Raw genomic sequence first — 13,590 nt, 5'->3', positions numbered from 1 at the left:
GCGACATCCGTTCGCATTAGCATCAGGCCGCCCGCACGGTGGCGAGGAACTTGTCAACTTCCAGCTTGAGGCGGTTGCTGTCGCTCGACAGGGATTGCGCCGACGACAGCACCTGCGAGGAGGCCGATCCGGTTTCGCTGGCCCCGCGCTGCACATTGGTGATGTTGGAGGAGACCTCCTGCGTTCCTATCGCCGCCTGCTGGACGTTGCGGGAAATTTCCTGCGTCGCCGCGCCTTGCTCTTCCACCGCGGCCGCGATGGTCGAGGAGATCTCCGACAGTTTCTCGATGGTCGCGCTAATTCCCTGGATCGCCCCCACCGAGTCCTGGGTCGCCGCCTGGATGCCGGCGATCTGCTGGCCGATTTCGCCGGTAGCCTTCGCCGTCTGCTGGGCCAGCGCCTTCACTTCCGACGCCACGACGGCGAAGCCGCGGCCGGCGTCGCCGGCGCGCGCCGCCTCGATGGTGGCATTCAGCGCCAGCAGATTGGTCTGCCCCGCGATGGTGTTGATCAGCTCGACCACGTCGCCGATCCGCGCGGCGGCCGCCGACAATTCGCTGACGCGATCGTTGGTCTGGCGGGCCTGCTCGACGGCCTCGCCGGCCATTCGGGCCGATTCCTGCACCTGGCGGCTGATCTCGTTGACCGAGGACGCCATTTCCTCGGTGGCGGAAGCTACCGATTGCACGTTGGTGGACGCTTCCTCGGAAGCCGAAGCGACCGCGACCGAAAGCTGTTGGGCCGAGTCGGCTGTATGCGTCAGCGTTCCCGCGGCGGCCTCGAGTTCGGTCGCGGCGGAAGCGACGGTCTCGATGATGTCACCGACCGCCGTCTCGAAATCGCCGGCGAGCTTGTGCATGTCGGCCTTGCGCTGGATGGCGACGCGCTTTTCCATGTCCTTCTGGGATTCCCGGTCAAAGCCGAGCTTGGCCTGCATCGCCTGCAGGTTGCGCAAGGCGACCCCGATCTCGTCGTCTTGTCCGATGACGACGCGGCTGTTGAACAAGCCCTGCGCGATTTTCGCCATCACGCCGTTCAGCTGCTCGAGCGGCCGACCAATGGCACGTATGGTCTGGATGCCGATCCATCCGCCCAACAGCAGGCCAATCACCAGGAGGGCGATTGAGAGGCCCAGGACCACGACATATTGGCGCTCGGCTCCCTCATATAGCGTCTTGGCTTCCTTCACCTGAATGGCAACCAGTCTGTCCATGTCCTCCTTGGCCAGAGCGAACAGTTGGTTGGCCGTGCCGGCAAGCAGCGCGTCCAGTTCGTCATATTTGCGGTCGGCAAGCAGCGCGAGTCCGGACTTGATCGCCTTCTCCACGTAGTTCTTGCGCTTCGGCGCGAAGTCATCGGCCACCATCTTCTCTTCGGGCGTCAGTGAGGTCGCCATATATTCGGCCCATGTCTTGGAAATGGCCTCGACATTGCCGGCAACGATGCCGGCGACATCCCCCGGCGGCTTGCCGGCCCGCGACTTGGCGAGCGCGTCATACAGCGCGATCGTATTGCCCTTCATGCGGTCGTTGATGTCGAACAGCTGCGCCAGCGGCACCGCACGATCCTCATAGACCGACTTCATCTGCGTATTGCTGTCCCGCGTCGCCAGGATGCCGGCCACGCCGACGACCATCATGAAAACAGCCTGAACCGCCATCAGTGTGACCATGCGTGCTTTCAATGTGCCGGTGAACAGCGCCAGCCGGTCCGCCAGCGAGCGGCGGCGGATCACGCCGGCCGTCAGTGTATAGGCCTGCGCCTTGTTGGCGCGGAACAGCGCATAGACGCGCTCGGCCTCTTCGCGCTGATCGGACGGAAGTTTGGAGCGGATCGACATGTACCCAGTGACCTGGCCGCCTTCCCAGATCGGGGTTGCGCTCGCCAGCACCCAGTAGAAATCGCCATTCTTGCGGCGGTTCTTTACCGCGCCGGCCCAAGGCTTGCCGGCCTTGAGCGTCTCCCAGAGATTGCCGAAAGCTTCCGGCGGCATGTCGGGATGGCGGATGATGTTATGCGGCTGCCCCATCAATTCCTGCTCGGTGAAGCCCGACGCATCGACAAACTGGTCGTTGAAATAGGTCAGCTTGCCCTTGATGTCCGTCTTTGAGACGATCAGGGTTTCGTCGGTGATCGGGTACTCGACATTGGTGACCGGAAGATTGGTGCGCATGGTCCTGACTCCTGTGAACGTGAAATTTCGTGCCTGACGATGGAAATGCCTGCCGCGCTTTCGGCGCCGCTCAGAGCTTGAATGTCATCTCGCGAGCGAGCTGAAGCAGTCGCTCGATCATCGCGATATGTTCGTCGAAGTTTTTTCTTGCCGTGGGGTCCGGCAGCCTTGCCGCGACTTCGCGCGCGTGCTGCGCGGCGAGATCAAGCATCAGCACGGCGTTGCCGATTTCCCCCTTGGCTTTCGATTGCAGGCCAACGATGCGGGAGGCGAGCGCGGCAATATCGGTATTGGTGTTTGCCGCCGGCGGCTGCGCCGTCGATTCAGAGCAGCGTGACTCTCTCTTCCGAAACTCCAGAACGTTCAGCATCGTTGCTCCGCCGACAAATTGTGCTGCTCGATCACGAGCGGTCGACGTAGAATAGTTGAATCAAGTTATGGAAAAATTAGACCAATCAACGACGGTACACCTGATTACCGCCACAACTCGCAAGAGGTGATTAAGTATAGCCGCACGTAAGGTGTAACGAGAATCGCTGGCGCCGGTGAAAACCGAGACGCCAGCCGCTACCCACTCTTGCTTGTCGAAGGGACTTCCGCGCTAAGCCGCCCGCACCGTGGCGAGAAACTTGTCAACTTCGAGCTTGAGGCGGTTGCTGTCGCCCGACAGCGACCGCGCGGCCGAAAGCACCTGCGACGAGGACAACTCGGTCTCGGCGGCGCCACGCTGCACATCGGTGACATTGGATGAGACCTGCTGGGTGCCGTGCGCGGCCTGCTGCACGTTGCGGGAAATCTCCTGGGTCGCCGCGCCCTGCTCTTCCACCGCCGCCGCAATAGCCGAGGAGATCTCGGACAGTTTTTCGATGGTGCCGCTGATCTCCTTGATAGCGCCGACCGACTCCTGCGTCGCCGCCTGGATGCCCGTGACCTGCTGGCCGATTTCGCCGGTGGCCTTCGCGGTCTGCTCCGCCAGTGCCTTCACTTCGGACGCCACGACGGCAAAACCGCGGCCGGCCTCGCCGGCACGTGCCGCTTCGATGGTGGCATTGAGTGCGAGCAGGTTGGTCTGCCCGGCGATGGTGTTGATGAGTTCGACGACATCGCCGATACGCGCGGCCGCCTTTGACAATTCGCTGACGCGGTCGTTGGTCCTGCGGGCCTGATCGACGGCCTCGCCGGCCATCCGCGCGGATTCCTGTACCTGGCGGCTTATTTCGTTGACCGACGACGCCATCTCCTCCGTCGCCGAGGCTACCGATTGCACGTTGGTCGAGGCTTCTTCGGACGCCGCAGCAACCGTCGTCGCGAGTTCTTCCGCGCGTTCCGCGGTCGAACTGAGCGCACCGGCCGAAACCTCGAGCTGCGATGAGGCCACCGACACCGTCTCGATGATGGCGCCGACCGCGCCTTCGAAGTCGTCAGCTATCTTGTGCATGTCCGCCTTGCGCCGGACGATGGCACGCGTCTCCGCCTCCCTCCCTTCGGCCTCCAGCGCCTGACGGGCAACCGCATTGCTCTTGAAGACCTCGACGGCCTTCGCCATCTCGCCGACTTCGTCATGGCGGTCGAGGCCGGCCACCTTGACGTCGAGCCTGCCGCGCGCGAGAGCATTCATCGTGGTCGTCATTTGCCGCAGCGGCCCGGTAATGCGGCGGGCGACGATGATCGACACCGCAAGCGTCAGCAGCAGGACCAGCCCGGCCGCGATCAGCGCGCGCTGAGTCGAAGCCCAGCTCTGCGCCCTGAGGTCGTCGATGTAGACCCCTGTGCCGATGACCCAACCCCATGGAGCAAAGCCGGTCACATAGGACAGCTTCGGCTGCGGCTTGTCGAAGCCCGGCTTTGGCCACTCGTAGGGAATGAAGCCCGCCCCGTCCTTTTTTACGACGTTGACCATGTCAACGAACAGGGGCTTTCCGTTCGGATCCTTGAAGGTCGAGATATCGTTGCCGTTCATCTCCGGCTTCATCGGATGCATCACCATGCGCGGCTGCATGTCGTTGACCCAGAAATAATCGTCGTTGCCGTATCGCAGCGCCGCGACCCGCGCCAGCGCCCGCTTCTGCGCGTCGGCGACCGCGACGCCGCTTGTCTGCACCGCCGCATATTCTTCCTTGACGACGCCGAGCGCCAGTTCGGTCAGATGCCGCAGTTCGATCTGCTTCTGCTGATCGAGGCCCGACGTCAGTTCGCGCGAGTCGAGAAGCGCAATTCCGACGACGCCGATGAAGCTGAGGCCGATCAGGGCATAGATCTTGCGGCCGACGGTCATCTTGAACCGGCGCATCAACGAATCCGCCAGCGAACGACGACGAATGAGACCCGCCGTGACGGTGTATTTTTGCGCCTTCTTGGCGCGTATCAGCGCGTACACCTGCTCGGCTTCCGCGCGTTGCTCGGCGGGCAGCTTCGTGCGGATCGACATGTAGCCGGTTATCTGACCGTTTTCCCAGATTGGCGTGGCGCTGGCCCGGACCCAGTAAAAATCTCCGTTCTTGCGACGGTTCTTGACGGCGCCGGCCCACGGCATGCCTGCCTTGATCGTGGTCCAGAAATCCTCGAACGCTTCCGGCGGCATGTCGGGATGGCGAACGATGTTGTGCGGCTGTCCCATCAATTCCGCCTCCGTGAAGCCGGAGGCATCCACGAACTGCTTGTTGAAATAAGCCAGCTTGCCCTTGGAATCGGTCTTCGAAACGATCATGGCGTCGTCGTCGAGCGGATAGTCGACATTGGTGACCGGAAGGTTGGTGCGCATTGTCGTATCTCCCAAGAGAATTCCGAATAAGCAGGCTCGCTGAAGCGATCCTTGTCAGGCGGCCCGCACGGTGTTGAGGAACTTGTCGACTTCCAGCTTCAGGCGGTTGCTTTCGCTCGACAGCGATTGCGCCGAGGACAGCACCTGCGAGGAGGCCGAGCCGGTCTCGCTGGCGCCGCGCTGCACGTCGGTGATGTGGGTCGAGACCTGCTGGGTGCCTTGCGCCGCCTGCTGGACGTTGCGGGAAATTTCCTGCGTCGCCGCGCCCTGCTCTTCGACCGCAGCCGCGATGGTCGAGGAAATCTCGGACAATCTCTCGATGGTGCCGCTGATTTCCTTGATCGCCCCGACCGACTCCTGCGTTGCCGCCTGGATGCCCGAGATCTGCTGGCCGATCTCGCCGGTCGCCTTCGCGGTCTGTTCAGCCAAAGCCTTCACCTCGGACGCCACCACCGCAAAGCCGCGGCCGGCGTCGCCGGCACGCGCCGCTTCGATCGTGGCATTCAAGGCAAGCAGATTGGTCTGACCGGCGATCGTATTGATCAGTTCGACGACGTCGCCGATCCGCGCTGCCGCCTTCGACAACTCGCTGACGCGGTCGTTGGTCTTGCGAGCCTGATCAACGGCCTCGCCCGCCATCCTGGCCGATTCCTGCACCTGCCGGCTGATCTCGTTGACGGAGGACGCCATTTCTTCGGTCGCCGAGGCCACCGATTGCACGTTGGTGGAGGCCTCCTCGGAGGCGGCAGCGACCATGGTGGTCAATTCCTGCGCGCGAGCCGCGGTCGAGGTCAGCGTGGCGGCGGAGGCTTCGAGTTCCGTCGAGGCCGACGACACGGTTTCGACGATCTCGCCGACCGCGCCTTCGAAGGTGTCGGCGAGCCTGATCATGTCGGCCTTGCGCTGCTTGGCGGCGATCTGGTCCTGCGTGGCCTTGGCTTCGGCCTCCTCGCGCGCCCTCTCTTCGGCCTTGACCTTGAAGGTCTCGACCGCCTGCGCCATGTCGCCCACTTCGTCCTTGCGTTCGAGCCCGGGAAGCACCACGCCGAAGTTGCCGCCGGCGAGTTCCTTCATGCCGGAGGTCAGTCCCGACAGCGGGCCGATGATGCCGCGTGCGATCAGGAACGCGATCAAAAGCCCGAGCAGCACGGCAGCGCCCGCCACGATTTCCTGCATGGTGACGGTGCCGTTGATACGCTCTTCGGTATCCGCGGTCGTCTTTGTGAAATTCTTCTCGATCGTTTCCTTAATGGAGTCGATCTTGCCGACCGCGCTGACGGTCAGGGGGGTGACAGCCTTGTAGTACAGTTCGTCCCCGAGCAGAAGGCTGGGTGCGGTCTTGTCGAATGCCTCCGAATATTTGGTGACACCCATCTTGACCGTCGCCAGCAGCGCCGCAAGGTCCGCCGGCAGCGCGGCCTTTTCGAGTTCCGCTATCTCCTGCTGGGCTTTTCCGGTGTTGGTTTTGAACGTGGCGATACCCTTGGCATCGCGGGTCGCCAGCGTCCGCCAGTTGGCGACGCGAACCAGAAGCACCTTGGCCTCGAGCGCGGCCGCCTCACGAGCGAAATCCGTCTTCTCCGCGGCGTCGACGAATTTCTGGACGTCGGCTGCCATCTTGTCGCCGTCCGTGAACAGCAAAGCGCGGCCGGCCACCATCTGATTGACGGCGTCGCCGAGAGCGACGCGTTTGACCTTCAGTTCCTCTACGTCCTTGGCAATATCCCTGTAGGATGCCCGGCGCTCCTCTGAGACAGTAGTTTTCATGGCCGCTTCCAGCAGCTCGGTCGATTTCTTTAGCCGCGTCTCGGCTTCCACGAACGACTTCTCGTCGTGATCAAACGTGTAGCGGAGGATGGCGCGGCGAATGGCCTGAAGTTGTGTATCGATTTCACCGGCCCGGATCGAGTTGCTGGATTGCAGCGTCATGGTGGCGACTTGCGCGCGAATCTCTCCCAACTGCCACACCGCGAAGCCCGCCAGGCCCGCGCAAAACAGCAGCAGCGCGCCAAAACCGGCATAGAGCCGGCCGCCAATTCGAAGATTGAGAAACGACATGGTGTCAGTCCTTGCAGATGAAGCGGGTTGAAGCTGGCGAGGCGAGAGCGGCGAGGAGGTCGAGGAACCGACCCCGCCACTGCTGGTATTCGTGAAACTTGTGATTCCATGCCCTGACGATGGAATGCTTGCCGCGCTTTCAGCGCCGCTCAGAGCTTCAGTGCCATATCCCGGGCGATTTGAAGCAATCGTTCGATGGTCGCGACATGCTCGTCGAAGTCTTTCCTGGCGGACTGGCCGCACATCCGCTTCTCGATCTCGCGCGCATGCCGCGCGGCGAGGTCGAGCATAAGAACGGCGCTGTCGATTTCTCCCCGCGCTTGCGAATGCAGGCCGACGATGCGGGAAGCCAGTTCTGCGATGCCCGTGTTCGCGCTCGCCGGCTCGCTCTGACGCGCCGGTTCACGCGGCCGCGACAATTTGTCCCGAAAATCGATTACGTTCAGCATCACGCGGTCTGTGGATCTCTCGGCAGCGCAGAATCAGGCGCCCTCGAAATCAAACTAGTTTAATCAAGTTAGCGATGCATTAGACCCGGCGGTGACAGTCCAGCCGATTTCCGCCACAACCGAAAAGACTTGATAAAGGATGGCGCTTTTAGATCAGCTATTTGCGGTATCAGGAGACAGTAGCGACAGCTCCGAGGCCGCGTAGACATCAGCCCTTGGCGTAACTCGACCATCGCTGTCACTAAGCGACTATTGCGGAAGGCGTCATTGAACGTCGCTGCAATTCGCAATTGGTTGCAATCCCAACCGATAGAGTTCAAGCATCATACTACCACTGCGCACCAAAGGACAGATTCTCTCACGCATGCCGTCCCGATCAACGCTGAGTAACTATCCGGTTTTGCAATCACGCGACCCGGAGCTCGTTCGAGATCGTTTGTCTGCGGATTTCGGCGCGACCAGGCTCGAGCCTGGAGCGGATCGCGACGGTTTCGCCGCTCGCATCAATCACCTGCAACTCGGCGGTCTTGGATTGTCCTATTGCGAATACGCCACCGACGTCTCGCTGGAGTTCGGTGAAGCGTCCTTTGTCCGGCAGATCTTCAATATCAGCGGTTCGGGGCAATACGAGGCAGGCGGTCATTCCGGTGATATCACGCCGGGATCGTGGAGTTCCATTTTGCCCGCGCAGGCGCCGCTCAAGCTGGACCTCAAGCGCGGCTATCGACAGCTCGTGCTGCGAATCGAGTTCGATGCGCTGTTGCGCAATCTCAGCGCCCTGCTGGGTCAGGATGTCGACACGCTGGCATTCGACAACACCAGCGATCGGCAGCCGGCGATGGAGGCCCTGCGCCGCAGGATTTTTCAGTTCGCGACCGATTTCAACGAGCGCGGCGCTTTCTTCTCGGACCTCGCGACGGCCGAAGTCCAGCGCATGGTGATCATGAAATTCCTGATGTGTCACCGGCACAATTATACGCATCTGCTGATGCGGGAACCGCTGCCGTCCGCACCATCGACGGTCAGGGCGGTGGAGGAGTTCATCGAAGCCAACTGGGACAAGCCGATCGATATCCAGGCGATGAGCGCGGTCGCCAAGGTCAGCGCCAGAAGCCTGTTCCGGCAGTTCCAGAGGGACCGCGGCTACTCTCCGGCGGATTTTGCGAAGCGGATACGGCTCGACCATGCACGCGCAATGCTCGAGCAATCCGGAGAAGAGGCGTCGGTGACCCAGATCGCGCTCAGGTGCGGATTCCAGAATCCCGGTCATTTTGCCCGCGACTTCCGGCTCGCCTTCGGCGAACTGCCATCCGAAATCCTGAGGAAATCGGCCAGACGGCCGAAATCCTGAATATGCGACTGCTCGGCGCGGTGGAATCCTGATGCGTGACGAAGACAGACGAGACTGTCCGACGAAGTGATCCTTACACATCTCGGCTCGGCGGTCTTGCTTTGCTGGGATGAGTTGCCGTTCAACGCGCAGACCAGGATCCTGAATCAAACGAACGATATGATCGGGCTCACGCCAATCCCCGATATTCGCAACCAGATCGTCAAATTGCTGTTGCGGCGCTCAAGGATATAAGGCGACCGCTTGCGGCAGATTGCGGTTCAGCCCGCAAAGCGGTTCCGGTATTCCGAAGGCGATATCCCGATGTGACGCATGAAGGCCCGCCGCATCCGTTCATCGTCGCCGAAGCCGGCCCGCTCCGCCACCTCGACCACGCCGCGGGTTTCACTGCTTTCGAGCAACAGCCGCGCCGTCTCCACCCGCAGCGCCTCCACGCCGCTGGCCGGCGTCATTCCGGTGCGGCTGGCATAGGCGCGCGCGAAGGTTCGCGGACTCATGCCGGCCTTCGCGGCCAGCGTTTCCACCTTGAGGTCGCCTGTGATGTTTTCGATGATCCAGGCGTGCAGCGCGGAAAAGCGCCCCTCGACGTCGGACGCCTGCGCGGCCAGCACGGTCGAGAACTGGCTCTGGCCGCCCGGTCGCTTGAGAAACACCACCAGCCGCCGCGCGATGTCGAGCGCGGTGGTATGGCCGAAATCCTCCTCGATCATGGCCAGTGCAAGGTCGATGCCGGCGCTGACGCCGGCCGATGACCACACCCGCCCGTCCTTGACGAAAATCGCATTCGGCTCGACGCGAACTGAGGGAAAGGCATCCGCCAGTCTCGGACAATAACGCCAATGCGTCGCGGCGCGCTTGCCGTCGAGCGCGCCGCTCCAGGCCAGCACGAAGGCGCCAAGGCACACCGACGCGACCCGCCGCGCCTTTGGCAGCGTCTCGACGATCCATTGCATCATGGCCGTGTCCTGCCGCAACTTCCAGATGCCCGGGCCGCCCGGGATAACCAGCGTGTCAACCTGGTTCGGCCGGACGCTTTCGATCGGCGCGGTGTCGATCATCATCCCGACGTCGGTCGGCACGAGACCGCCCGAGGTCGACAGGTACGACAACGAATAGCACGCGCCCGGCAGTTCGATTTCCTGCAACTCCGCGAAAACCTGCGCCGGACCGGAGATATCGAGCAAAGTCACGCCGGGAAAGGCCACGATCGCCACCCGCCTCGCGGAGGCTTGGTCGGGCAATTTCGGCCGCCGGGGTTTGGCAGATTTCGAGGGCATATTGTCCTTTAAGCCATTAAAGGCGCGCCTGTATAGATCACCCAGGAAAGCGGGGTGACGAGCATGTCGCTAGAGCTGAACCGCCAATACGGCACGATCAAATCGCCGTGGGCCGAATACGCCATCTACAGCTTTCCGGACGCCTCCCTTGTCAGCCGCGGGGAAAGGCGGCCCCTGATGGATGCGATGAACGGCATCATCGCGGTCAACTGGAAGGCGACAGAGCCGCATTGGACGGCGGAAGCCTCCCCGTTCGACAGCAAGTTCAGCCTCATCCTGGTCTACGCCAGCTCCGGATTGGTCGCCTTTTCGGTCTACCGCAAGCTCGAGCTCGCGGCCGGCCCGGCCATCTATCGCAGCGGCACCGAAGTGCTTCCGGCCCATCAGGGTCGCGGCCTGTACGGCTTCTTCACCACCGAAGTCCTGAGGTCTTCGGGCGCGGCCGATACGCCCGAGACCGGGATCCTCTACGGATGGCGGACGCGCAATCCCATCGTCTGGGCGGCCAACGCCAATATCTGCGAAAAGGTCACGCCCTCCCTGCTCGGCGACACCCAGGACCCCGCACTGCAGGCGGCTTGCGTCGAGATGTGTGCGCTGCTCTATCCCGGAAAACACCTCGAATTCCCCGGCATGGTCATGCGCGGCGCCTACGGCCACATCAAGCATCACCGGCAGGCCTATCACGGCACCGCGTCGCTGGTAGATGCGGCGATGTCCCGCCTGATCCCGGACTCGGCGGACGCCCTGTTCTCGGTCGGTTACGCGAGGGTGTGATGGCGATCATGGAGCAGCACCGGGGATTCGCGCCCGCCATGCGCTCCGCCGATCGCGCCTATCTGGCCTGGGCTGCGGTCGCCATCGCCTATGCGATCGCGTTCCTGCAGCGGGTGTCGCCGCAGTCGATCACCCAGAATTTCATGGCGGACTTCTCGACCGACGCCGCCGGCGTCGCGATGCTCGCCTCGAGTTATTTCTGGGGCTACACTTTGATGCAGATCCCGGCGGGCCTTCTGGTCGACCGCTACGGCGTCAAGCGCGTGGTGCTGGTCAGCATGGCGGCGTCTTCGCTGGGAAGTGCCGCGTTTGCGCTGGCGCCGAACCTGCTCGACGTCTTTGCCGCCAGGCTGGTTGTCGCCTGCGGCGATGCGCTGGTGTTCACCGCGCTCTTGAAACTCGTCGCGCTGAGCTTCAAGGACGAACGGTTCGGCATCATGTCGGGCATTTCGCAGGTGTCGGGCTATGTCGGCGGCGTGATCGCAACGACGCCGCTGGCCGCGGCGGTGAGCGGGTTCGGCTGGCGCGCCTGCTTCGTCTTCATCGCCTGCGTGGGCGTTGCCAACCTTTGCTTTGCCTCGCTCGTCCTCAAGACCGATCCGGTGGCGCACAGCAGCAAGACCCTGCGCGGCGTTCTGGCCGCCAGCCGCCAGTCGCTGTCACAACTGGCAAACTGGGGATGCGCGATGAGCTTTGCATCCCACTTCGCCGTGGTGACGACGCTGTCGGGCGTATGGGGAATTCCGATGGTGGCGCATTTCTTCAATATCTCGCCGTCGGCGGCGAGCACGCCGCTGCTGGCCTTCATGGTCTGCAATGCAATCGGCTCGATCGTCCTTGGCCACGCGGCCGATCGCGCGGCGACGGCGCTCGACACCGCGCTGATCCGCATCTGCCTGCTGCGGATGCTGCTGATCGCGATGCTGCTGCCGCCGGTCGCCCATGCGCTGGGCTTCCTCTATGTCACGATCGTGTTCGCAGTACTCGGACTTGTCGCCGGCGGCACCGTGCCGCTGGTGCTGAAATGCACCAAGCGGCTCTACACCGCCGAGTTGATCGGCGTCGGCGCGTCGGTCAACACCACCGCCGCCGGAATCTTCGCGGGCGCCGCGCAACCCGTGATCGGGCTCGCCATGGTCGGCGTTAGCCGGCTCGCCGGGAGCGGCGTCGAGCACGGCGCTGCCTCGATCAGCGATGCGGGCTTTGGCACCCTTGTTGGAATTCTGCTCCTGATGTCGCTGCCGGGCATTGCCGGCCCGTGGCTGATGAGGAGCAAATTGATGGTCCGTGAGTAGCGTTAACGCCCGGAGTGAGAGGGGACAGTATGTCGCGCTTGTATTTGAGAAAAGGCGAAGTCGGCTCGAACTACGCTGTGAGCTCGTGGCAAAGCGTATTGTTCTCCGAGTTTGAAGCGCAGATGAGCAGCGAGGCGAGACCCTTCCCCTGCATCTTCGGCGTGACGGGCTACCGGCTCGATCAGCTGCGCTATCTGTTTCTCGATCCCTTCGACGTCGAGGTTCTCGGCGACCAGCTCGCGCAATTCGTCGCCGAATCCCGGTCGCACGGGCCGAACACGTCCCTGGTCGTGTTTACCCGGCCGCGGCCGGTGCAGACGATGGATGCCTATTACCGGAAATTCTGGCTCATGCTTGACCAGCTGGCGCGGCTCGACAAGAGTCCCTGGCCCGAGACGATCCCGGAACAGATCGATCATCCGATGTGGGAGTTTTCGTTCTCCGGTGAGCCTATCTTCGTCGTGTGCAGCACGCCCGCGCATGTGATGCGGCAAAGCCGCCGCTCCAGCTCCTTCATGCTGACGTTCCAGCCGCGATGGGTGTTCGAAAAGATCCTCGGCACGGAAAAGGCTGCGGCGGCGGCGTTCGCGGAGGTGCGCAAGCGCCTGATCCCTTACGACTCCACCGCCCCCTCGCCGCTGCTCGGCCGCTACGGTGCCCAGGACGGGCGCGAGTACCAGCAATACTTCCTGCACGATGACAATCAGGCGGAAAGCGGATGCCCGTTCGCCAAGCTCGCGCAGGCCAAGACCCCTCGGATATCAGCCAGGGAGGAAGCGGCATGACCGAGATCATCGCAAGCACGAAGACGGAATTTGCGATCGACCCCGACATCCTGGAATTGCTTCCGGACCAGGGCTGCGTGGAATTGCAGCGCGACGCCGCGGGCAAGGTGCATCATTTCCACACCCACCCCGTGGATGAGATCCTGGTGATCATCAAGGGCGCGCTGAAGTTCTGGTGCGAGGATGGAATGCGGATCGTAGGTCCCGGCGACACCATCAAGCTGCCGGCCGGTACGCTTCACCAATCCGAGGCACTGGAAGGCGGCGCCATCTATGCGATTGCGACGCGGCCGCCGGCCGTCGCTTCGACCGGCAATTGAAACAGGGAGTACGCCGCTGTCAGGACAACGGGTAGTCGGGGGAAGCTTGCGCGTCGGTCGCGAGGCGTTCGACCAGTTCGATGACTTCGGACCGTTGGCTCGGTGCAAGTTTGAGGAAGGCCTTCAACAGCCGCAGGCTTTCGACAGTTTCGCTCGATGGAGCTCCGAGCTTCTTGTGCAGCTCTGCAACAAATGTGGGATTTTTCATCTCGCACCTTTGATAGGGAACGGTAATGTCATTTCTAGGCAAACGTGAGGGCTTAGCCCAAAAGGTCGATACCGCAGCGATAGAGGCTGAGCGTCTCGGTCTGACGACGGCTACTTTGATACTTCGAATGGCACGC

The 13,590-nt window shown here is 62.6% G+C and carries 12 protein-coding genes and 1 pseudogene; 5 read left to right on the top strand and 8 right to left on the bottom strand.

Annotated features, from left to right (window positions below; genetic code table 11):
• Positions 1 to 22: 22 nt before the first annotated feature.
• The 6 genes and pseudogenes from QZ213_RS00505 to QZ213_RS00480 all read right to left on the bottom strand — a co-directional run bounded on the left by QZ213_RS00505 (position 23) and on the right by QZ213_RS00480 (position 7,441).
• The gene (locus tag QZ213_RS00505; RefSeq protein ID WP_291684076.1) at positions 23 to 2,173 is read right to left on the bottom strand and encodes a methyl-accepting chemotaxis protein; all 2,151 of its coding nucleotides are present in this window, start codon (positions 2,171 to 2,173) and stop codon (positions 23 to 25) included.
• A 70-nt stretch (positions 2,174 to 2,243) separates the two neighbouring features.
• Entirely contained in the window at positions 2,244 to 2,543 is a 300-nt protein-coding gene (locus QZ213_RS00500) for a hypothetical protein (RefSeq protein ID WP_291684075.1), read from the bottom strand.
• Positions 2,544 to 2,774: 231 nt separating this feature from the next.
• A complete protein-coding gene (locus QZ213_RS00495; RefSeq protein WP_291684099.1) occupies positions 2,775 to 4,463 on the bottom strand; it encodes a cache domain-containing protein in 1,689 nt (562 codons plus the stop codon).
• Between the two features lie 135 nt (positions 4,464 to 4,598).
• Positions 4,599 to 4,880 (bottom strand): annotated as a pseudogene (locus QZ213_RS00490) (PAS domain-containing protein); the annotation flags it as partial.
• Between the two features lie 108 nt (positions 4,881 to 4,988).
• Positions 4,989 to 6,992, bottom strand: a complete 2,004-nt coding sequence (locus tag QZ213_RS00485) for a methyl-accepting chemotaxis protein (RefSeq protein ID WP_291684074.1) — start codon at positions 6,990 to 6,992, stop codon at positions 4,989 to 4,991.
• Positions 6,993 to 7,141: 149 nt separating this feature from the next.
• The gene (locus QZ213_RS00480) at positions 7,142 to 7,441 is read right to left on the bottom strand and encodes a hypothetical protein (protein ID WP_291684073.1); all 300 of its coding nucleotides are present in this window, start codon (positions 7,439 to 7,441) and stop codon (positions 7,142 to 7,144) included.
• Between the two features lie 436 nt (positions 7,442 to 7,877).
• Here QZ213_RS00480 and QZ213_RS00475 point away from each other — a divergent pair, with 436 nt between their 5' ends.
• Positions 7,878 to 8,792, top strand: a complete 915-nt coding sequence (locus QZ213_RS00475) for a helix-turn-helix domain-containing protein (protein WP_291684072.1) — start codon at positions 7,878 to 7,880, stop codon at positions 8,790 to 8,792.
• A 260-nt stretch (positions 8,793 to 9,052) separates the two neighbouring features.
• On the opposite strand, the gene QZ213_RS00470 is transcribed toward QZ213_RS00475, so the two are convergent.
• Positions 9,053 to 10,069: a GlxA family transcriptional regulator gene (locus tag QZ213_RS00470; protein ID WP_291684071.1), complete on the bottom strand. Its 1,017-nt coding sequence runs from the start codon at positions 10,067 to 10,069 to the stop codon at positions 9,053 to 9,055.
• Positions 10,070 to 10,132: 63 nt separating this feature from the next.
• On the opposite strand from QZ213_RS00470, the gene QZ213_RS00465 reads away from it, so the two are divergent.
• The 4 genes from QZ213_RS00465 to QZ213_RS00450 are packed head-to-tail and all read left to right on the top strand — an operon-like array spanning position 10,133 to position 13,246.
• Positions 10,133 to 10,846 (top strand): hypothetical protein, encoded by a 714-nt coding sequence (locus tag QZ213_RS00465; protein WP_291684098.1) that lies wholly within the window; start codon positions 10,133 to 10,135, stop codon positions 10,844 to 10,846.
• Positions 10,846 to 12,141 carry an MFS transporter gene (locus QZ213_RS00460; protein WP_291684070.1) on the top strand — a complete coding sequence of 432 codons (1,296 nt, stop codon included), beginning with the start codon at positions 10,846 to 10,848 and terminating at the stop codon, positions 12,139 to 12,141. The genes QZ213_RS00465 and QZ213_RS00460 overlap by 1 nt, the downstream gene beginning before the upstream one ends.
• Positions 12,142 to 12,170: 29 nt before the next feature.
• Positions 12,171 to 12,926 carry a YqcI/YcgG family protein gene (locus tag QZ213_RS00455; RefSeq protein WP_291684069.1) on the top strand — a complete coding sequence of 252 codons (756 nt, stop codon included), beginning with the start codon at positions 12,171 to 12,173 and terminating at the stop codon, positions 12,924 to 12,926.
• Positions 12,923 to 13,246 (top strand): cupin domain-containing protein, encoded by a 324-nt coding sequence (locus tag QZ213_RS00450; protein ID WP_291684068.1) that lies wholly within the window; start codon positions 12,923 to 12,925, stop codon positions 13,244 to 13,246. Before QZ213_RS00455 ends, QZ213_RS00450 begins: the two co-directional genes overlap by 4 nt.
• Positions 13,247 to 13,265: 19 nt before the next feature.
• On the opposite strand, the gene QZ213_RS00445 is transcribed toward QZ213_RS00450, so the two are convergent.
• Positions 13,266 to 13,454, bottom strand: a complete 189-nt coding sequence (locus QZ213_RS00445; protein WP_291684067.1) for a hypothetical protein — start codon at positions 13,452 to 13,454, stop codon at positions 13,266 to 13,268.
• Positions 13,455 to 13,590: the final 136 nt, after the last annotated feature.

This window comes from Bradyrhizobium sp., from assembly GCF_017881085.1.
Lineage (GTDB): Bacteria > Pseudomonadota > Alphaproteobacteria > Rhizobiales > Xanthobacteraceae > Bradyrhizobium.
Note: the sequence above shows the minus strand (reverse complement) of the source record. Positions and strands in the feature narration are given on the sequence as shown.